The 20,839-nt window shown below is 71.2% G+C and carries 14 protein-coding genes; 12 read left to right on the top strand and 2 right to left on the bottom strand.

Translation table 11 applies throughout. The features are described from left to right. Positions 1 to 16: 16 nt before the first annotated feature. From ABZ261_RS21365 to ABZ261_RS21350, 4 genes are all read left to right on the top strand, one after another. A complete protein-coding gene (locus ABZ261_RS21365; protein ID WP_356861394.1) occupies positions 17 to 1,381 on the top strand; it encodes a GH1 family beta-glucosidase in 1,365 nt (454 codons plus the stop codon). Between the two features lie 187 nt (positions 1,382 to 1,568). Beyond that, on the top strand, positions 1,569 to 3,443 hold the full coding sequence (locus ABZ261_RS21360; protein WP_356861393.1) for a discoidin domain-containing protein: 1,875 nt from the start codon (positions 1,569 to 1,571) through the stop codon (positions 3,441 to 3,443). Positions 3,444 to 3,684: 241 nt separating this feature from the next. Beyond that, a complete protein-coding gene (locus ABZ261_RS21355; RefSeq protein ID WP_356861391.1) occupies positions 3,685 to 4,083 on the top strand; it encodes an EVE domain-containing protein in 399 nt (132 codons plus the stop codon). A 525-nt stretch (positions 4,084 to 4,608) separates the two neighbouring features. Further along, complete coding sequence (locus ABZ261_RS21350) at positions 4,609 to 5,553, top strand: serine/threonine-protein kinase (protein WP_356861389.1); 945 nt, start codon at positions 4,609 to 4,611, stop codon at positions 5,551 to 5,553. Positions 5,554 to 5,586: 33 nt separating this feature from the next. Here the strand turns inward: ABZ261_RS21350 and ABZ261_RS21345 are convergent, their stop codons facing one another. Together ABZ261_RS21345 and ABZ261_RS21340 are read right to left on the bottom strand one after the other, a co-directional pair. Next, the gene (locus ABZ261_RS21345) at positions 5,587 to 7,845 is read right to left on the bottom strand and encodes a UvrD-helicase domain-containing protein (RefSeq protein ID WP_356861387.1); all 2,259 of its coding nucleotides are present in this window, start codon (positions 7,843 to 7,845) and stop codon (positions 5,587 to 5,589) included. Next, positions 7,842 to 14,756, bottom strand: coding sequence for a DEAD/DEAH box helicase (locus ABZ261_RS21340; protein WP_356861385.1), 6,915 nt, complete (start codon positions 14,754 to 14,756; stop codon positions 7,842 to 7,844). Before ABZ261_RS21340 ends, ABZ261_RS21345 begins: the two co-directional genes overlap by 4 nt. A gap of 291 nt (positions 14,757 to 15,047) precedes the next feature. On the opposite strand from ABZ261_RS21340, the gene ABZ261_RS21335 reads away from it, so the two are divergent. From ABZ261_RS21335 to ABZ261_RS21300, 8 genes are all read left to right on the top strand, one after another. Next, the gene (locus ABZ261_RS21335; RefSeq protein WP_356861383.1) at positions 15,048 to 15,488 is read left to right on the top strand and encodes a WXG100 family type VII secretion target; all 441 of its coding nucleotides are present in this window, start codon (positions 15,048 to 15,050) and stop codon (positions 15,486 to 15,488) included. Between the two features lie 55 nt (positions 15,489 to 15,543). After that, entirely contained in the window at positions 15,544 to 15,858 is a 315-nt protein-coding gene (locus ABZ261_RS21330) for a WXG100 family type VII secretion target (protein ID WP_356861381.1), read from the top strand. After that, positions 15,858 to 17,603 carry an RNase A-like domain-containing protein gene (locus ABZ261_RS21325; protein ID WP_356861379.1) on the top strand — a complete coding sequence of 582 codons (1,746 nt, stop codon included), beginning with the start codon at positions 15,858 to 15,860 and terminating at the stop codon, positions 17,601 to 17,603. Before ABZ261_RS21330 ends, ABZ261_RS21325 begins: the two co-directional genes overlap by 1 nt. Before the next feature lie 58 nt (positions 17,604 to 17,661). Continuing rightward, positions 17,662 to 18,288 carry a hypothetical protein gene (locus ABZ261_RS21320; RefSeq protein WP_356861377.1) on the top strand — a complete coding sequence of 209 codons (627 nt, stop codon included), beginning with the start codon at positions 17,662 to 17,664 and terminating at the stop codon, positions 18,286 to 18,288. Continuing rightward, positions 18,278 to 19,000 (top strand): Fic family protein, encoded by a 723-nt coding sequence (locus ABZ261_RS21315; RefSeq protein WP_356861375.1) that lies wholly within the window; start codon positions 18,278 to 18,280, stop codon positions 18,998 to 19,000. Before ABZ261_RS21320 ends, ABZ261_RS21315 begins: the two co-directional genes overlap by 11 nt. Beyond that, positions 18,993 to 19,310, top strand: a complete 318-nt coding sequence (locus tag ABZ261_RS21310; protein WP_356861373.1) for an RNase A-like domain-containing protein — start codon at positions 18,993 to 18,995, stop codon at positions 19,308 to 19,310. The genes ABZ261_RS21315 and ABZ261_RS21310 overlap by 8 nt, the downstream gene beginning before the upstream one ends. A gap of 22 nt (positions 19,311 to 19,332) precedes the next feature. After that, positions 19,333 to 20,058: a contact-dependent growth inhibition system immunity protein gene (locus ABZ261_RS21305; protein ID WP_356861371.1), complete on the top strand. Its 726-nt coding sequence runs from the start codon at positions 19,333 to 19,335 to the stop codon at positions 20,056 to 20,058. 115 nt (positions 20,059 to 20,173) lie between these two features. Beyond that, on the top strand, positions 20,174 to 20,668 hold the full coding sequence (locus ABZ261_RS21300; protein WP_356861369.1) for a hypothetical protein: 495 nt from the start codon (positions 20,174 to 20,176) through the stop codon (positions 20,666 to 20,668). Positions 20,669 to 20,839: the final 171 nt, after the last annotated feature.

Genomic DNA, 20,839 nt, shown 5'->3' with positions numbered 1-20,839 from the left:
TCCCGAAGGGACTTCCGTGTCCGAACCCATCGACCTCGCCGCCCTCCCGCACGACTTCCTGTGGGGCACGGCCACAGCGGCGTACCAGATCGAGGGGGCCGCCGCCGAGGACGGCCGCTCGCCCTCCATCTGGGACACCTTCTCCCACACCCCGGGGAAGACCGCGAACGGCGACCACGGCGACGTCGCCTGCGACCACTACCACCGATGGCGCGAGGACATCGGCCTGATGCGCCGGCTCGGCGTCAACGCGTACCGGATGTCCGTGGCCTGGCCCCGTGTGATCCCCGGCGGGACCGGCCCGGTCAACCCCGAGGGCATCGCGTTCTACGACCGGCTGGTGGACGCCCTGCTGGAGGCGGGAATCACCCCGTCCGTCACCCTCTACCACTGGGACCTGCCGCAGGTGCTCCAGGACCGGGGCGGCTGGCCGGAGCGGGACACCGCCCACGCGTTCGCCGACTACGCCGCGGAGGTCGCCGCCCGCCTCGGTGACCGGGTCACCCTCTGGTCCACCCTGAACGAGCCCTCCTGCTCGGCCTGGATCGGCCACCTGGAGGGCACGATGGCCCCCGGCTGGACGGACCTCACCGCCGCCGTCCGCGCCTCCTACCACCTGCTCCTCGGCCACGGCCTCGCCACCCAGGCCGTCCGCGCCGCCGCCCCGGGCGCGCAGATCGGCATCGTCAACAACCTCTCCACGGTGCACCCGGCCACCGACCGTCCCGAGGACGTCGCGGCGGCCCGCCGCCACGACGGACACGTCAACCGCTGGTGGCTGGACCCGGTGCACGGCCGCGGCTTCCCCGCCGACATGGTCGACACCTACGGCGTGGAACTCCCGGTCGCCGAGGGCGACATGGAGACGATCGCCACCCCGCTGGACTGGCTGGGCCTGAACTACTACTTCCCCGCCTACGTCGCCGACGACCCGGACGGACCGGCCCCCCGCGCCCGTTCCGTGCGCCGCGAGGGCGTCCCGCGCACCGGCATGGACTGGGAGATCGACGCGTCCGGCATCGAGACGCTGCTGCTTCGGCTCACCGAGGAGTACGGCGCCCGGAGGATCTACGTCACCGAGAACGGCTCCGCCTTCCCGGACGTGGTCCGCCCCGACGGCAGCGTCGACGACCCCGAGCGGCAGGACTACCTGGAACGCCACCTGGCCGCCTGCGCCTCGGCCGCCCGCAAGGGCGCCCCGCTGGCCGGGTACTTCGCCTGGTCCCTGCTGGACAACTTCGAGTGGGCGTACGGCTACGACAAGCGCTTCGGCCTGGTCCACGTCGACTACCGCACCCAGGTGCGCACGATCAAGGGCAGCGGACACCGCTACGCCGACATCGTGCGCGCCCACCGCGGCCGGGCCCGCCGGGCCGCCTGAGCCCGGCCCGCACCCGCCGGGCCCCGGGACGGGCCCGGCAGGACCTGCCGGGCCGCCTGAGCCCGGTCCGGCCGGACGGCCGGTGGACACGGCTGGGGAGTCCGTGTCCACCGGCCCACCCACCCCCCATGTATGTCATGTACGTGACAGTCACAGGAATGCACCTCCACCCCACGAGGAGAGCCGCATGCCCACCCGCATTCCCCGCACCCTGCTCGCCGCCCTGGCCGCCACAGGTCTGCTGTGCTCCGGCCCGCTCCTGACCGCCCCCGCCTCCGCCGCCCCCGCCGCCGTCTCCTGGGACACCGACCGGGCGGCCGCCGCCTACGCGCTGAACCCCGCCTCCGTCACCGCCTCCGGCAGCGAGAACGCCGGCACCGCCCCCGGCCTCGCCTTCGACGGCAACGCAGCCACCCGCTGGTCCAGCAACTACGCCGACGACGCCTGGATCCGCATCGACCTCGGCGCCACCCTGCGCATCGACCGGGTCACCCTCGACTGGGAGGCCGCCTACGGCAAGCGCTACGTCCTGGAGGTCTCCAGGAACGGCGCCGACTGGACGCCCTTCTACACCGAGACCGCCGGCGCCGGCGGCTCCGTCACCGCGCACACCTACCCGCAGGAGGTCACCGGCCGCTACGTCCGCCTGCGCGGCCTGGAGCGCGCCACCCCCTACGGCTACTCGCTGTGGAACTTCAAGGTCTACGGCGGCGAACCCGCCCCCGCCTCGACGACCCGCACGAACCTCGCCCTGAACCACCCCGCCTACTCCCGCTTCCATCAGGACGCGGGCCACTCACCGGCGTTCCTCACGGACGGGGGCTGGCCCGCCGACCTCAAGGGCGACAGCAGCCGCTGGTCCAGCGACTGGAACGCCGACCGGTGGGTGTCCGTGGACCTCGGCGCGTCGTCGGTGATCGACACGGTCGACCTCTACTGGGAGTCGGCGTACGCGGTCGACTACCTGATCCAGGTGTCGGACGACAACCGCACCTGGCGCACGGTGTACGAGCCCTCGGCCGCCGACATCGCCGCCCGCCGCGCCGACGTCAAGCCCCCTGCCGAGGCGGCCGGCGTCCACGACACCGTCCGGCTCGCCACCCCGGCCACCGGCCGCTACGTCCGCATGCTCGGCAAGGAACGCCGCTCCTTCTACAACCCGGCCCCCGCCACCGCCCAGTTCGGCTACTCGCTCTACGAGTTCCAGGTGTGGGGCACGGGCGGCAGCGCCACGGCCGCCTACCCGGCGCTCCCCGCCGACCCGTCGGGCGCGTACCGCACCACCTTCTTCGACGACTTCACCAGCGCGGGCCTCGACCGCTCCAAGTGGCGCGTGGTGCGCACCGGAACGGAGATGGGGTCGGTCAACGGCGAGGCGCAGGCGTACGTCGACTCGGCGGACACCATCCGCACCCAGAACGGCGCCCTCGTCCTCAAGGCGAACTACTGCAAGGGCTGCACCCGGGCCGGCGGCGGCACCTACGACTTCACCTCGGGCCGCATCGACACCAACACCAAGTTCGACTTCACGTACGGCAAGGTCAGCGCCCGCATGAAACTCCCGGTCGGCGACGGCTTCTGGCCCGCGTTCTGGCTGCTCGGCAGCAACGTCGACGACCCTGCCGTGTCCTGGCCGGCCTCCGGCGAGACCGACATCATGGAGAACATCGGCTACCCGGACTGGACCAGCACGGCCCTGCACGGCCCCGGCTACTCGGCCGACGGCAACGTGGGCGCCCGCCAGACCTACCCCGGCGGCGGCACCGCCGACCAGTGGCACACCTACGCGGTCGAGTGGACCCCCACGGCGATGCGCTTCTTCGTCGACGACCGCCTGGTCCAGGAGACGACCCGCAACAAGCTCGAGTCCACCCGCGGCCAGTGGGTCTACGACCACGACAACTACGTGATCCTCAACCTCGCCCTCGGCGGCGCCTACCCGGCCGGCTGGAACAAGGTCACCACCCCCTACTGGGGCCTCCCCCAGTCCAGCGTCGACAAGATCGCCGCCGGCGGAGCACAGGTGGAGGTGGACTGGGTGCGCGTGGAACAGAAGGGCTGAGCTGACACACCCCTCGCGAACGCCCCGGACGCGTCCCGGCCGCAGCAGGCCGGGACGCGTCCCGCCGGAGGGCGGAGCGCGTCGGCCCCGGACGTGCGAGGTGTCGGAAGGTGTCGGGAACAGGAGGCTGCGCAGGACGGAGTGGCTTGACACCATGGGGCGTGGCGATCGCTGTGCGCGCGGTGCGTGACGTGCACGCGGGGTCCGACGACGGGTTGCGTGCGCCGACCGAGGGGGAGCCGTGGCGGACTGGATCTACATCCTCAATCCGAACAGGGACACGCTGGACGGGGAGCCGTTCGGCAAGGAGAGTGTGCGCCGGCTGGCGGAGGAGGAGCCCGAGCTCGAACTCTGGCTCGGTCGCCGCAACCGCATGAAGCGGGGCGACCGCCTCTGGTTCTTCTTCACGCAGCCGGAGTCCGCGGTCGCCGCGGTGGCGGAGGTCGAGGAGGAGCCCTGGAAGGACCCGGACGACCCCGAAGTGCCTTACCTGGTCGCGGTGAGCCTGCTCCCCGAGGCGACGAAGGCGCTGTACCGCGACCCCGTGCGCCGGGACGAACTGGGGCTCGGGCAGGTGCGGTCGGTGCAGAGGGTGAAGCCGCAGGCGCTCCCGGCGCTGCGCGCGCGGGCGGGGCTGTGACCGGCAGGGCGGCGATCGCGTGACCGGTGCATCGGCACGGTGAGGGGCATGCCGTCCGCACGCGCCGATCGCTCGACCGGCGGCGGCCGTCGCCGGCACTGCCGCCCGGGGTGCGGCGGGTGACCCTGCTGAAGCGTTCCGGCCCGCTCGGGGCGCCCTCGATGCGGGGCTCTCTGTGTGGCCGGGTTTCCGTGATGTCGCCGGGTCGTGGCAGTCGAGGCACTGGGTGCTGCCGCAGCAGTGCTGTTGTAGCCGACGTGAGCATGGCTCATTCGTGTGAGCAACGTCAACCACTCACCGTGATGCCGACGTTCACCCTGTGTACCATCGACGAGGCGGGCTACCGAAGGCTGTCGGGCTGTCCTGGTAGGGGAGTTCCGCGACATCGCGCACCACCCCGGTGTTCACGGCGGCGGAGGAATCCCGACGTGCGTGCGAGGCTGGTTGACTTCTGCCGCGCGGGATGGCGAGACCCCGGCAGTCCGCGCGCCGACACGCCACTGGGGCTCACCGAGGGAAGTGAACGTGGAGCAGTTCGCCGCCGGCAAGGTCCTGCGGGGCAGGTACCGGCTGGACCGCATCCTGGGCAGGGGGGCGATGGGGCACGTCTGGCAGGGGACCGACGTGTATCTGGAGCGTCCTGTCGCGGTGAAGACCGTCGCAGCGGATCTCCTTGCCCTTCCCGACTGGCGGCCCACCGCCCTGGCGCGCTTCGAGAGGGAGGCCAAGGCAGCCGCTCGGCTGGACCACGCCAACATCACCACCGTGTACGACGCTGCCGTCACCGATGACGTCTGCTGCCTGGTGATGCAACTCGTCGACGGGACGACCCTCGACAACGTCGTCGACGGCGCCGACGACGGGCGCCTGTCCGTCCCCGCCGCGGTCTCCGTGGCCGCGCAACTGTGCTCAGGGCTGTCCGCCGCGCATGCGGCCGGCCTCGTGCACCGCGACCTCAAGCCGCAGAACGTGATGGTGCGCACCGACGGACTGGTGAAGATTCTCGACTTCGGCCTGGTGAAGCTTTTGTCGGACACCGATCCGCAGCTCACCATGACGGGCGAGACGCCCGGCAACGTGGCTTACGCCTCGCCCGAACTCCTGGCCGGAGAGAAGCCGCTGGACGGCCGCAGCGACCTGTACGCCGTGGGCTGCCTGATGCACCAGATGCTCACCGGCCACCCACCCTTCCACGGCGGGAGCCCCGCCGAGCTGGTGACCCGGCACCTCACCGCACCCCCTCCCCGGCTGGCCGACGGGGGCGCCGAGGCCCCTGCCGCGCTCCAGGCGCTGTTGCACGCCCTGCTCGCCAAGCGGCCCGACGACCGTCCCGGCAGCGCGGCGGAGGTGTACGCGGCTCTCGCCCCGTACCTGCCGGCCCCGGATCCTGCCCTCGCGGCCCGCAGGATGCCGCCGGAGGATCCCCGGCGGCCGTTCCTCGTGCCCCAGGGGCCGATCGTGCCGCGGTAGCCCAAGCGATCCGCGGCACGATCCCCGGGTTTCTTACGCCGCGATCGGCGGCCGGACCTTGATCAGTTCCTTGAGGAACGGGCTCGGCTCCCCGTGCCAGAAGACGTCCAGGCTGTCCCGGGCACGCGTGGCCGCCACGAAGAGCAGGGACCGCGCGCGCTGCATCTCCGTACGATAACGGGCCGGGTCCGTGCTCCGCCGCTGCCGGACGCTCGCACGCGGCACCAGTCCGTCGGTCACCCCGGCGATGATCATGCGCTGGTACTCCAGACCCTTGAACCGGAACATCGTGCCGATGTGGACGCCGCTGTCGCCGAGGGGTCCGTCCGGGCCGATCTCCAGCGCCCGGATGCCGTGCTGGGCCAGCGTGTACGCGATCTCGCTCGCCATCTGGTTGGTCGGCACGGCGATGGCGATCTGCTCGTGCGGCACCTGGCCCCAGGATGCGATCAACGCGGCGATCGCCTCGCGCTCCTGGTGCCAGTCGTCCAGCCGGTGCAGGTCCGGTACGGCCCCGCTGAGCACGGACCGGTACCCGGCCAGCGTCTCGGTGCTGCCGTCGAGGTCGTCGTACTTCTCCTCGCCCAGGACGTTCAGCGCGGAGCGCAGGATCTGCCGGGTGGTGCGGTAGCTCAGCGACAGCTTCGACGACCGGCCGCGGATGTTGATGCCGAGGCTGCCGAGGGTCACCTGATTCTTGTAGATGCGCTGGTGGGTGTCACCGACCAGGAAGAGATCATTGCGGTCCGGAGCGGCCATGGCACGCAGCATCTTCCAGTGCGCGGGACGCAGGTCCTGCGCCTCGTCGACCACGATGTGCCGGTACCGGTACCGCAGCCAGCCTCCTGAGCCGTCGGCCACATGGATGTTGTCCAGGCCACCCGCTTCTTCCCGCCGGCGGTCGATCGCCTGAATGCGTCGGGCGCGTTCCGCCTCGAGCTGGGCGGCCCGCTCCGCGACCTGGTCCCACGTCTGCGCTCCGAGCCGGTCCAGACGCTGGGTGAACCGCTCGGCCAGCTGCCAGACCTCGGCTCGCTCGGCACGGGTGATCGTGCGTCCCCGTCCGGCGCGACGCGCCCGGAAGTAGTCCGTGCGGGAGGTGACGGCCTGACCGAGGATCACCTGCGTCCACTCGTCGTTCAGGAACTCCGCGTCCCAGCCGTCCTCGCCGAGTTCGTCCAGCAGCGAGCGCCACTCGCGGACCGCTTGCGCCTCATCGATGATCCGCTTGCGGTTGCCCGGCTCCGCCTCCCGGACGGTGCGCAGCGCCAGCTGGTCGACGTGACTGATCTCGACACGGGCCAGCAGCGCCTCGCCGCCCAGGGCGAGCAGCCGCGAACGCAGGTCCGCCGCGAGGTTCTTGTTGTACGTGGTCAGCAGCACCGGCTTGTTCCGGCCGGGCGGGAGCTGCGCGACCAGGTGCTTGACCCGGTGCAGCGCCACGATCGTCTTGCCGGTGCCCGGCCCGCCACCGACGCGCGCGGGACCGCTGTAGTCCCGTGCGACCAGCTTGGCCTGGGTGGGGTGCAGGAACACCTTCCAGCGCCCGAAGTCCTCGCCCTCCAGCGCCTCGCGCAGCGCGTCGTCGGTCGTGGTGACGATGGTGGCGGGACGCTCGACGGCGGCCCGGAAGTCCTCGGGGTCCACGGGTTCCGGCGCCGCGACGGGGGCGGTGACCTGTTCCAGGACATCGTTGTACGACTTGCCGTCGTACAGCGCCAGCAGAACCTCACCGGTGAGCTGGGGCGCGTACTCGACGAGTCCGAGGAGCTGGTCCTCGGTGGTCAGCGCGGCGACGACCGGGATCAGAGCCGGGGCCACGCCCAGATCGGTGAGCTGCTGTTCCGACCACTGCGCGAACAGCGGCTCCGGCGCGGCGGGTTCGGCGGGCCGGGCGGGTTCAGCGGGAGCGGCGGGCCGCGGGGCCGCGGGACTGAGCACCTCCTGCCGTACGACCTGCAGGTCCACGTACTCGATGCCGCCGGTGACGCGGTTGACCGAGTACGTGAGCCGGTCGAGATGCGCGTACACGTCCTTGCGGTGCTTGACGGAGACGATAAGCCAGTCGTCGTCGGCCAGGCGCAGCAGCAGCGCGCGGTACTCGTCGTTGACGCGCGCCGAGTACAGCTTGTCGTGACCCTGCAGCTGCTTGAGGCGCAGGCCTGCCGAGTCGGGGTTGGTCTTGAACTTGTGCTGGAAGTCGTAGATCGCGCCCTTGACCGGGCGGGGGAGCTTGAGGATCTCCCGGTCCGCCTTGTCGAGCAGGCGCAGCGTCACGTTCTTGCCGCTCACGGCCGTTCGTTCTCCCCGCTGTCCGTGGTGGTGCTGTCCGGCTGGTTGCGACCTTCCCGGTCGCCGGATGATTGTGTGCCGTCGAGACGGTCCGCGAGCTCGTCCGGGGTCCAGTCGGCGGCGGGCCGCACCTCCCATCCGGCCGCGCCGAAGGCGCGATCGCGGTCGGCGGCCTCCGCGTCATGGTCCTCGCCCTCCGTCGGGCGGGGGCTGAGGACGACACCGACGCGTGCGTCCGGCCACGCCAGCTCGGCCAGCCAGCCGTTCTCGTCGAGTTCGTAACCGTCCTCGGGGACCGGGACACCGCGCGCGGCAAGACTCTCGGCGAGCGCGAGCAGACCGGGCTCGTCCGGGTCGAGGTACTCGATGACCCGGTCCCACGCCGCGTCCCGGCGGGGAGGAGCGGCAGCCGCCGTGGACGCCTCCGAGGCGGCCGGGACCAGCGGCGAGGGCGCGGCGATCCCGGCCCCCGCCGGTGTGCCGCCGGCGGGCGCGGTGGTGGCGAGCGTGGCGCGGACGCTCTCCAGGACGCCGCCCCCGCCCGTGACCGCCAGGGTCTCGACGGGGAACCCGTCGAGACGGCCGGTCGTGAGCTGGACGGCGTCACCGCCGCCGCCGTCCAGGAACTGGAGCAGGTTGGACCAGTACAGCCACGCCCGCCAACGGCGCTTGTGCGCCTCCTCCTCGGCGTGGACGCCGGGTGTGTCGTCGAGGAGGGCGATACCGGTCCACGCGGGGGGCTTGACCCGGGCGTCCGCGGCGAGCACCAACGGCAGCCCTGAGCCCTCGGTGACCGTGAACAGCTGCACCGGACCGCGGGGTCCCGTGGGCGTTCCGCCGTGCAGCGCCGCTGTGATCTGCTCCCCGAGCACGTCGGACGACAGAGCGACGGGGCGGACGCCGGTGCCCATGAAGCCCGCCAGGGCGGCCTCCGCCCGCCCCTGCCAGCGTTTCGCGTCCGGCCGGCGCAGATACTCCAGGAGCTGCACGGCCGGATTCACCCACACCGTCTCCGCGAGCTCACCGGGCAGTCCGCTCCACACCTTGGCGTAGTAGTCGCGTGCCTTGCCGCGGGCTTGGTCGCCGTACGGCTCCCACACCGGACGGACCGGGCCGGCGCCCGCGTGGCCGGTGTCCCGGATGCGCCGCTGCCACTCCTTGACGTCGCCGTAGGTGAGCTGGAAGACCCTGACGCCCTCCGCGCGGAGCCGCGTGCGCTTGTCGGCGTCGTCGCCGACCCGGTTGTGGTCCCGGCCGGCGTGGAACTCGTAGCCGTCCAGGAAGACCGCGACGCGCGGACCGGGCGCGTCGACCCGTTCGAACAGGACGTCGGGGCGGGTGCCGTCGAGGGCGCGCTGCTGCGACACCCGCCAGCTCAGCGTGGTGCCGTCCGTGGCGGTCAGCCGCAGGTCCAGCGCGTGCGTGCCGGCCGGGGTGATGTACGCGTCACCGCTCGCACGGCTCTCCGGCAGGCCGGCCCACTCGCGCAGCGTGTCGATGAACAGGACTTCGAGATCGCTCTCCGCCTGCCGGTGCATCGGGATGTGCTGGGTGGTGGCGACGGGCGAGGTGCGCCAGCGCTCGCCGTCCGCGCCGAGCAGCTCGTCGAGCATCTGCCGGACCTCGTTGCGGCTGACCCTGTCGTAGTCGGCCGGCGGCACGCGGCGCAGCAGGCAGCGGTGGCAGCCGTCGAGTCCCTTCTCCAGACAACTGCAGCTCTCGATCACCTCCCGGGCCTTCAGCAGGACCTCGCGGAAGCCGTCGGAGGTCGCCAGGCGGTGCAGGTACCCGGTGCCGCCGGGCAGCCGGTCGTACACCACGAGGAACCGCCGCGGCCAGTCGCGGTCCTCACCGTCCGGCATCGACGCGGCGGTGATGTCGATGTGGTCGGGGTCGCCGCCGTAGCGGGCCGCTATGCCCGCGAACAGCGCGGCGGTGAACGAGGCGAGACGCTCCTTGGCCCGCGCCACGGACGCCGGCAGCAGGATGCGGACGGCCTCCGTCGTCAGCTCGTGCGCCAGCAGCAGCGGCACGTCCAGCCCGGCTCCCTGCTCCTCCCCGGCACCGCGCAGTCGCCGGCGCGGGCACCACAGCTGGTGGTGGGCGCTGGCGCGGGTGGCGCGGGCGAGCGAGGCGGTGAGGGCGTGCTGCGACTGGTCGACGACCGGCTGCCCGTCGGCCGTCGCCCCACCGCAACTGGTGCACACGTAGAACGGGTTCAGACGGACGTCGTCTCCGGCCAACGGGACCGTGCTGCTGCCGTCCTGCCGGTCGATTCCCAGATTCAGGGTGCGGACGACGGCCTTGCGGGTGAAGTCGGCGCCGAAGACCGCGGTGTCGTGCCGCCACGATCCGGCCGCCAGATGCGCGGGGTCGATGTCGACGGTGGTGAGGACCGCGTACCGCCTCCGCTCCCGTTCGTCTCGGTCGTCCCGCACCCGTGCGTCGTCCCGCTTGTCCCGGGACATCACCCGACGGGGCTCCAGCACGCGGTGCACGCAGCCCGCGTCGGCGATCTCCCTTGAACCGCACCGCGGGCACGGCGAGGTGTCGTTCTGCGGATCACCGTGCGTACGGGCGTACCCGCAGGCCGGACAGAGGCGCCAGACGGCCCAGGCGCGCCGCTCGGGGCTGCCGATGTCCAGGGCGCGCACGACGTGTCGGTAGCCGTTGACGTAGAAGCTGTTGCCGGGCGCGAGCTCGGTCAGGGCCAGCTTGCGGGAACGGTCGTAGTCACGCACCTCGCTGCGGTAGACCCAGTTCCGGCGCGCGTCGTCGCCCTCGGAGGCTTCCGTGCCCTCGTCGTCCCCGGAGGCCTCCCTCCAGTAGAGCGTCGCCTCCAGCGACGTGGTCGTGTCGGTGAGGCTGTAGTTGGGCAGCAGGCCCAGCTCGACCAGGGCGCCGTGCGCGCTGGTCTGGCTCAGCTCGCGCAGCAGCTCGCCCGTGGCGCGCCGTTCGGCGAGCAGCTCGCGTCGCTCCGCGCCCTGTTCCCGGTCCTCGGCGAGCAGCCCGTCCACGGCGGTGTCGATGGCGGCGAGGCGGCGGCGCAGCTCCTCACGGCGCGCCGTCCACTCCTCCTCGGCCTCCTGCAGGGCGCGCGCGATGCCGCCGGTGGCGTACGCGCGCAGCTCGTCCGCGGCGTGCGCGGACACTCCCCGGTCGTCGTCCGGGCCGCCGGAGGCCCGAGGGAACAGCGCCAGGAACTCCTCCACCAGCCGCGCCCCGTGGGTGAGCGCCGCGTCCGACAGGTCCTGGCACCAGCCGGTCGTGCCGAACAGCGCCGACGACAGGCGCGGCACGGGCATGAGCGGCTCACCGTCTGAGGTGGTCAGCTCGCCGCGCGCCGCCCGGTCCAGCAGGTGCGCCGTGTACTGGCGGCGCAGGATCTCGACGGCCGACAGGTAGCAGCCCGGCGGCACGATGTCACCGGCGATCATCTCGGTCGGGTCGTCCAGGTAGTACCGGTCGCGGGCCCGGCGCCCGCCGAAGGCGACCACCAGGGCGTTGCCGGTCCGGCGCCCGGCCCGCCCGGCCCGCTGCACGTAGTTCGCCGGGCCGCCCGGCAGCGAGCCGAGCAGCACCGCCGACAGGTCGCCGATGTCGATGCCCAGTTCGAGGGTGGGGGTGCAGGAGAGCACGTTGGGGTCGGTGTAGTGGACGCCCTGCCGGAACGTCCGCTCCACCCGCTCCCGTTCGGGTCGGGTCAGCATGCCGGTGTGCTCGGCCGTGACGACCCGGTAGGTGCCTCCGGTCAGGTACAGGCGTCGGTAGTAGTCGGCGCGGTAGTCGCGTTCGAGCTTCCCGCCGAAGCCGCCAGTGCCCGCCCCGGTCGACGACATGCCGTGCTGCGGCGGGGTGAGGATGCCGGTGCAGCGCCAGCGCGGGCAGGGATGCCCGTACCAGCGGGTGCGCCGCTCGGGCGGCACCACCTGCTGCCAGCCGCACTCCTCGCAGGCCACGAACGCCTTGTTGACCAGGTCGTCCGTCAGCAGTCGCACGTGGATGCGGCCCGGCTGCAGCCCGTAGACGCGCGTCGTGCGGTCCTTGGCGGTGCGCACCGACAGCACGCCTTCTTCCGCGAGGACCGGCAGCAGCCTGCGCAGGTACTCGGTGGCCTGGGTCGCGTCCAGGCCGAGGCAGCGCCGCGTCCAGTCCTGGTACCAGTTGCCCTTACCGGTGATCGTGTCGAACTTCGTCTTCTCCTTGGGCCCGTCGAGCAGGAATCGCGGCGGTGCCACGTGACCCTCGGGGAAGGCCGGCATCCCCTCCGGTCGCTGCCCGGAGATCAGGTACTGGTTGACGCCCGCTTCCCTGATCCAGGTGTCCAGCCACCGGTGCCGTACGCCGCCGCGCAGCCGCAGCCGCTCCAGCAACCCCCGCACGTACGCCAGGTACCGGTCGGGCGTGGGCAGGCCGCCGTCCAGCCCCAACTGCCCGGGCAGCGTGAGGTGGAGATCGCGGGCGAGCGCGGCGATACGGTCCGGGTCGGCGACCACCACCTCCGCGGCCGTGGTCCGGGTCAGCTCCAGGGTGCGCCCGAGTCGGGAGCGCAGCCCGAACTCCATGACGGTCGCGAAGGCGAGCCGTTCCCCGATGAGCTTCCAGGTCCGTGCGTCCCCGGTGCCGCGCCCCGACAGCAGCCGGTCCACGCCCGGTTCGTCGTGCAGGTCCGGCGGCACGACCGCGGCCAGCGTCTGCGGATCGTCCACGGAGTCGAGAACGTCGCCGATGAGGTCGTTGAGGGGCAGCGACGCGCCGGCGTCGTCCAGTTGGTGCGCCAGCAGCGAGCGCAGCGAGAACTTGTACGAGGCGTTGGCGACGTATCCGGCCCGGTGCGCGGCGTCCTGCGTGGAGTCGTTGAACAACAGCGTCTTGCGTTCTTCCGGCGCCAGCGCGATCTCCTGGCCGCCGGTGAACAACTGGGTGACCGTGGCGGAGGCCAGCGCGGCGAGCGCGGTGCCGAGGAACCTGATGCCGTTGTCGGTGTTGCACGCCGGGCAGGTGTCGTCCTTGGCGGCCTGGTCGGCGGTCCTCTTGTCCAGGACGGCCCGCGCGAACCAGGCGTCCTGCAGCCCGTCCGCGTCCTCGGCGACGGGCATGCGGTAGGTGCCCTGCGCCCCGTCCAGCACCACCACGGACTGCGGATCCACACCGCCCGCCTGCTTCGGAGCGGTACCGCTCAGCGCCGCGAGGGCGTCCCGTGCCTCGGCGGGCGTCGCCGAGATGAAGTACCGCAGCCGCCGCTTGTCCCGTCCCACGGCGGCCTGCCAGATCCGCAGCGGACTGGTCTCCAGCTTCTGCGGATCGGCCTCGGGGGACAGAGCTGCCCAGCCCGAGCGGCCGCACACGCGGCAGTAGATCGCGGGCAAGTGGGCCTGGGCCGGGCGCTGAACGGTGTCCGCGCCGGGCAGCGCCTCGGGCCGCCGGGAGTCCGCCGCCGGCCATGCGTCGTCGTGGGACGGGTCCTCGGACGCGGACGCCGCGGTGAGCGCGGAGCGCCGCGCGACGGTCCGCTCGTCCTCGTACCAGCGGAATTCGGGCCGGGCGCCCACCCCGCTCAGGATTCGCCCCACCGGCCGGATCCACAGGTGAGCCTCGATGTGCAGCAGCGGTCGCGGGCGGCGCTCGTCGGACTTCGGGTCCCGCGCGGACGACAGCAACGCCACGAAGCGCGACAGTGCCTCCAGCGCGAGCCGCGGATTCTCCCGCGCCGTCCGCGCCCACGCGTACCCGAAGCGGGCCATGCGGTCCCGCAGCCCCCACTCGTCGAGCGGTTCGCCGTTCAGCAGCGCGAGCACGCCGTGGGTGAAGTCGTGCTTTTTCAGCAGTCGCCCGATCTGGAAGGCGTCCAGGCCACGCCGCCCCAGCAGCCGCTCGGCGAGACCGTCCAGGTCGAGCCGGTCCGGGTCGGACTCCACGCCCGGTCCGCCCGAGACATCGATGACCTCCTTGGGGCTGGGAGGCTCGGGCAGCTCGTAGTCGATGTCGCCGACGAATTCGTCGGCGCTCAGCCGCTCCTCGCCGATGACGGCGTCCGGACCGAACGGCACGCCGAACACCTGCTCGGCGACGGTGAGGATGCCCCCGGTGTCGCCACCGCCCTCGCCGAGGGTCGCCGAGGTCGCCACCGGGCAGATCGAGCCGAGCGGCCGCCCCGGCTTCGCGGCGCCCACGGCCGCCGCCAGGCGCCGCAGCAGCATCGCCACGTCGGTGCCCTGCGCGCCGTCGTAGGTGTGGAACTCGTCCAACACGACGTAAGCCGGGTCCGCGCCCTCCCACAGCGGCCGGTCCTCGGCCCGCTGCAGCAGCAGGTCCAGCATCTTGTAGTTGGTGATCAGCACGTCCGGGGGCGACTGGCGCATCTCCTCACGCCGTGTCATCACACGCCGGAAGTTCGTGTCCGGTTTGTCGCCGATGTAGAGACCGGCCGTCACCTGGGCCAGTTCCGGCTGTGCCAGGTAGTCGCCGATACGGCCGGCCTGGTCGGTGGCGAGCGCGTTCATCGGGTACAGCAGAACGGCCTTGACCCCGCGCCTGCCCAGCGCCTTCTGCCGCCGGCAGTGGTCGAGCACGGGGATGAGGAACGACTCGGTCTTGCCGGACCCCGTGCCGGTCGTCACGAGCGTCGGCTCGGCCGCCCCCTTGAAGGTGCTCAGCCGCTCCCACGCCTTCGCCTGGTGCCGCCACGGCGTGAACGACGGCTGCCACTCGAGCGCCGACCGCCATCCGTCGTCGGCGGGGTGGAACGGCGTCCTGATCCGCAGGTAAGGCCCCCGGAAGATTCCCGTCTCCGGATCCCCGAGGAACCGCTCCAGCGCGAGCCGCGTGTCCTCGTCGGCCAGGGCGTACGTCGTCGTGAGGTACTGCGTCAGACTGCCGCGGAGCTGCGCGGCGGCCAGGGTGGGCTTCACGAGGACCTTTCGAGCAGGACGAACACCGGGATCCCCCGGCACACAGCGCCGTGACAGCCGGCGAAGGCACCGTGACGATCAGCGTCAAAAATAGCGCCCACCTCGGACAACGGCACCCATCCGGCCGAATCCCGGACCCCGGCCGCGTGGCACGCAGGGGCGCGGATGCCGTGGATGCCTCCTGGCCGGGGGCCTGACTACCGACTGCCCCCTCGGCCCGCCGTCGGCCTCGGCACCGGAGGAGCACGAGGTTAGGATCACTGTTCACACGCGACTGGTTACGCTGAGGCCATGGGGACGGTGCGGAACATGGGCGTACGTGGGGCGGGCGAGGGCCAGGACGGCGGCGTCGATCTGAGGGCTTCGAGCCAGGCTCTCACCAAGCTGGCCGATGACCTCGACGACATGCAAGGTCACCTCGACAGGCAGGTCAGGCGGATGGACGCGATCGTCGACCGCATCGAGGCCGGCTGGCGAGGGCCGGCGGCGACGGCGTACCGCGAGTTCCACCGGGCGGCGGCAGAGGACGCCGTGCGCATCCGTGAGGTGATCAGACACCTCGAACAGGCGGTGCGCCTCAGCCGGGACGGTTTCACGGAGCAGGAACTGGACGTGGTCGCCCGGCTGCGGAAAATCGCGGTCGACGTCGACAGCGAGGTCGACAAGCTTTCGGGACCGAACCCGGAGACGACCGGGCCCGCCTATCCGCGCAGCAGCCTCGACTCCCTCTGACGCCCTGCCAGATGTTCTCTGCCGAAGCCACGACGACATCTATGGAACGGGGACCATGTCGACCGGGAGCGCCCACGAAGACCGCATCATCGTCTCTTTCGCCGCTCTCCGTGAGCTCGCCGCCGAACTGGAGGACATTCTCAAGAAGCTCAACGACAGTCTGGAAGAACTCCACGACAGGGTCGTGCCGGTCGTGCTGTCCTGGGAGGGAGAGGCCCGCGAGGTCTTCGTCGACAAACTCGACGAGTGGGACCGCTCGGCCCAGGACCTGCAGGCGGCCCAGAAGTGGCTGCACGAGTGCGTGACCACGAGCCACACCAACTACGCGGCTGCGCACCGGGCGGTGCTGCGCGGCTGGGGAGTCGGCTGATGGCGACGCCGGCGCCAGGCCGGAACGGCACCATCGACGTCAAGCCGAGCGACCTCCACCGCGTCTCCGTCGGTGTGGCGAGCCAGCAGACGGTGATGGACAAGGGCGCGAAGAGCCTGCTCGACGATCTGCACAGGTACCCGGACGCCGGCGGATACGGGACCTCGCCTCAGGCGTTCGCGAGGTCGTACGTCAAGGTGGGCAACCGTTTCCTCGAGGTGTGGGCCAGGAGCGTCGTCAGCATCGGCGGTGCGGCAGTCGGTTTCACCTGGACGGCCAATGCCTATGCGAAGGCGGAGGCAGCCAGCGACCCCGCGGGGAAAGCGCAGCCGGTCGTGCAGCCGTTGCCGAGAGTCATCGAGAAGCCGCCCGCCTACGGCCCCGTGCCGAACCTGAAGTGGGGTGACGACGACGGCGGCGACGACTTCGTCCGAAGGCTCCTCGAGTGGGTGCCCGAGCCGGTCCGGGACGTTCTGAGGCCGGTGGTGAAGCACGCCTTCCGCATGGGAAAGGTCGCCGAGGTCTATCCGTTTCCCCAGCAGCACTATCTGAACTCGCTGTCCCAGGCGTGGCTGGCGACCACCACCGCGCTCTCCCTGGCGGAGAGCGGACTGACCGGGAACGTCAGCAGCATCACTCTGCAGACCCACAGCGAGTGGTACGACGCGATGCGCCAGTTCTGCAGCTCGCTGTGGGGCACGACGGCGTGGGGCGGCAGCCGCGAGGGCTACAGGTGGAAGCACGACAGCGCCGCCTCGCAGACCGCCACCCACCCTGTGATGACCGTGCTGTTCGATACGGCGCAGGAAGTCAGCGATCTCCTCCGTGAATTCGCCGAGGTGGCCGTCTACCTGAATCGCGAGGTGTGGGACGTCTACGTCAAGGCCGTGCGCGAGGCGATTCCCGAGCTCGAGTTCGACCTCAAGGACGGGGTCGGCATGGACGACCTCAAGGGTGTGGCCAAGGGCTTGGTGAAAGGTGTCGTGAACAGCGCGAGTCAACTCGGCCAGGGCATCGTCCTTCACATGGACACCGCCAGGTTGGACGCGATCGTGACCACTTACAACCGACGGGTCGACGCGCTCGTTCCGCGACTCGACGCGCTCATTGCCCCGTTGGACGAGGCCCACCGAAGCGCTCCGACGTTCGAGGCGCAGGAGGCGCGTGCGCAGGGCTTCGGGATGCGGGCGCTCAATGAGTTCAAGACCGAGCACGTATGGACCAACCCGGAGGACACCGAGAACGGTGTCTACAGGATAGAGCTGGCCGGCCAGGAATACATGAGCGGGGGGCACACCCTCGACAAGCATGTGGGGAAGACGGACGAGCAGCTTGCCCAACGACTGCGGGACCAAGGCCACCCGCCGACGAACGCGTGGCCGCACGGCAAGCCGGCCATCGCCGCCGCATCCACTTTCACGTCGGCCGAGAAGGCCCAGGAGCTGACCCAGTACAACATCGACCAGAACTCAGCCAAGATCACGAAGTGGCTGGGTCGTCCGCCGAAGTCGGAGAACAACGACCTCAAGCTGCCGATCGACACCATCGCACCGAACGGCGAATACAGTGGCCGCAGCGTGACCAAGCAACCCAATGACGTGAACAACCAAGGGTTCAAGAACAAGGGCATGGACGCCGAGGCCATCAATGTGACGGGCGTGAAAACCGTTCTTAAATATGATGCATCACTTGACCCGCCGTTCGTCGTCCTGACGTCGATGCCGGAGCAGGCGTCACAGCCATAGCGGCACCAACACCCAGACAACAGGAGTAGTCATCAGTTCCGATTGGTACCCGACATCGATGACGTGGCGGGACGTCGATCCGACCACGCATCCCTTCGACCCCGACCAGGCACGCGTCGTGGTGCGTGACGTGGTGTTCTCGCCGGACCCCGAGTCGGGTCGGCCTCGAGGGCTGTGGTCGGCCAATTCGGTCGCCCGGGGCCTTGCCGAGCACTACGGCTCGTGGGCCTTCGGCTGGTACCACGCCGTGGATGAGACTCCCGACTCGGGGGCGATCATCAGGGATCTGCCGGCGAGCGGCCTCGGCAGCGGCGACCTGGAGCAGCAGACACAGCGGTACACCAGCGCCCTGCTCCAGTGGCGCGCTTGGCTGGAGGAACTCGCCGCGGTCTTCGCGCAGTTCGCCCCGGAACCGGACAGGGGCGGGGACGAGACACGGCGCATGCGTGAACGCGCTGTCGCTCCGCTCGTGACACTCGTCGTGGAACGCACCGGAGCCGGCGAGACATGGCGCGGTGCCTGTGCGCAGACACTCACCTGGTACCTCGAGTCGACGGGGATGTCCCCCATGGAGGCCGAGGAACTGGCCGACGAGGTCGTGGACTCGGAGTTCGACAGCTGGATCGCTCCCGACGCGGAGGTGATCGGCCGTGCCGGACAGGCCATCGGAGGGCATGGTGCGTGACGACCTCCAGAGCTGGCTCCGGGTGCGCTCGCAGATCGCGTGGCACGAGGCCTCGGACGAGCTGATCGGTCCGGTCCGGGGCACTCGCGACGCCGTCGACTTGGTCGCGGGCGCGCGCGACGGACACGGTGACACGACGCGTGGGAGCGGGATGCGGGCAGCCTGGCGGTCGGCTCAGAGGGATGCCGCGGCCAACCGGCCGCTGAGCTTCAGCCTCCTCGCCGGGTGGCAGAAGCTCGTCCTCGACCGCCCGGACGTCGCGTTCCGCAGCCTTCCGGCCTTCGCCAAGGGAGGACGCGAACGGTACGGGGTGTGCGAGGGGACACCTGAGCGGTTCGAGGAGTGTCTGTCCCAAGCCACCGCGCCCTCCACGGACGTCCCCCTTCCCGCCCGGGCCGCACGTGCCTATCTGGATGTGTGCTTCTTCCACCCGTTCGACGACGGCAACGGCCGGGCGGCCCTGCTGACTATGGGGTTCGTCCTGGCACGCGAGCAGGTGTTCCTGGACGAGGTCGGTCCCGTCCAAGTGCGACGGTATGCCGATGATCCGGTCGGTGCCCTGTCACTGGCTCGTTTGATCCACGTCCTCGCCGGTGCGGCAGCGCGGCGAGGCGGGGTAGGCGCACACCCGGACTCCGAGGAAGGGGGACGCTCCGATCACGCGCGCGGCATGCGTTCACCTCTTCTCGCGCAAGGCGGTAGCCGTGCCTGATGGTCGCCCCGTACGCACGGCAACTTCGACCTACCCGGACCGCGAGACCGCCCAGTGGGCCACTCAGCAGGTGATCACCGCGAACGAACAGATCATCCACCGCTGGCTGGCCCGGTCCACGCGCCCTCGCCTGACCATCGAGGCGTCCTGGCCGTCCCGGGCGCAGCCGGTAGGCCGGGTGTTGCTGCAGGCGATGATGCTAGCGGGGCGGGAGCCCATCGACGTGCGGGCCGCCCGTGTGATTCTGCGGCGGGACGCGTCCCGTCCGCATGGCTTCGCCGTGCACGCCGCGTTCCCCATCTACCTGTAGCGACCTGTAGAGACTGATCACCATGCCCTTGAGCCCGCGAGAACACGACCGTCGCTACGGCGAACTGGACCAGGTGATGCGCGCCTACGCCGGACAGCCGGCCGACGACACACCGGAGCGTCCGAGTCAGGCGCTGACCGCCTACCTGCGGCACACCTGGCACACCCGCCCGTGGGCGCTTGCCGTCGCCGAGCGGCAATTGCGCGAATATGCCGAGCACCCGCCTGGACGACTGCGTCTGAAGCTGGGGGAGTTCTACGCTATTCCCGACGTCGGGTTGCCCGAGAGCGAGATCCAGCAGTGGCTCCACTGCCTCGCCGACCACATCGAACACAGCGTCGCTGAGGGTGTGGTCCCGCCCCCGGCCCTGCCCGCGACCCGCTGGGAGTGGCACGCGCGATTCCCGGAGCTCGGACAGTTCCTCGGCGGCTGGTTCTCCCAGGACATGCCGGACGAGTTCGACGACCACGACGCGGCGGTCACCGACTACGTAGCGCAGACCGACCCACACCTGGTCGCGCGGCTCACCGGTGAGCTCCACGAGCTTCTCGCCCTCGACCTGGACGAGTCCGACTACGCCCTGGCCACAGCCGAACTGGGAATGGAGGTCGATCCTCCGGCACCGTACAGCCCCAGCGGTTGGCTCGCCGCCGTCGCCGCGCGGCTCGTGAGGCCGCGAGCCCGCCGGTACGGGCGGCCGGTGCAGGGTGACCAGGCCGGTCGCGAGGGCCCGACGAACGACCGGTGACTCACGGCAGGCAGCGCGCAGAGCTCATGGAACGACCGGCCCGTGGAGGAGAAGGGCCGGACGATACACTACGGCATCCCGAAACGACGAGCCGTGACGGATTGAGGCGCTGGCGATGGATCTGGTACTCGACCCGCCGCGCGGGGTGGCGCCGATCCTGCTGGGCATGACGCTCGACGAGGCGCTCGCCGCGGTACCCGACTGGGGTGAGGCCCGAGTGCTGCGCCGCCCGAGCCGGAACTCGGCGAAGGCGTCCTGGACCCTGGACCACGTCGGCGTGCAGGCCTTGATCGAGGACGGCGCCCACGTCACCGCGATCGAGCTGTGGTGGCCCGGTGCGGGCCGCACGTCCAGTACGCGTGTCCTGCTCCAGGGGGACGAGGTGTTCACCACTCCCGCCGACGACCTGTTCCGGCGTGCCGCCGGCCGGGGCTGGACGGTCGACACGTCGCAGCCGGAGTACCCGGTGATCCCGGGGGTGTCGCTCGGCTTCACCCGGCAGACCTCACAGGAGGTCGAGCAGGACGCCAGAGGCCTGCCGAGGTACGTCACCTCGGTCTTGGTGGGCGGTGAGGATTACTACGACCACCGTCACCAGCAGCGTGACTGATGCCCGCCACTTGGCGTGGGCACGTCCCGACAGCGCCGGGGAAGCGGTGAGGAAAGCAGTGACCTCTCTTGGCCTGGCCGAGCCCCGGCACGTGGCCACGCATGGAAGGCGGGCCGGTGTTCCGCGCGGGGGTCGGCACCTCCAGGCGTACAACGTCCCGAGGGCCGCCTC

It is taken from the genome of Streptomyces sp. NPDC006193 (assembly GCF_040613915.1).
GTDB lineage: Bacteria > Actinomycetota > Actinomycetes > Streptomycetales > Streptomycetaceae > Streptomyces.
Note: the sequence above shows the minus strand (reverse complement) of the source record. Positions and strands in the feature narration are given on the sequence as shown.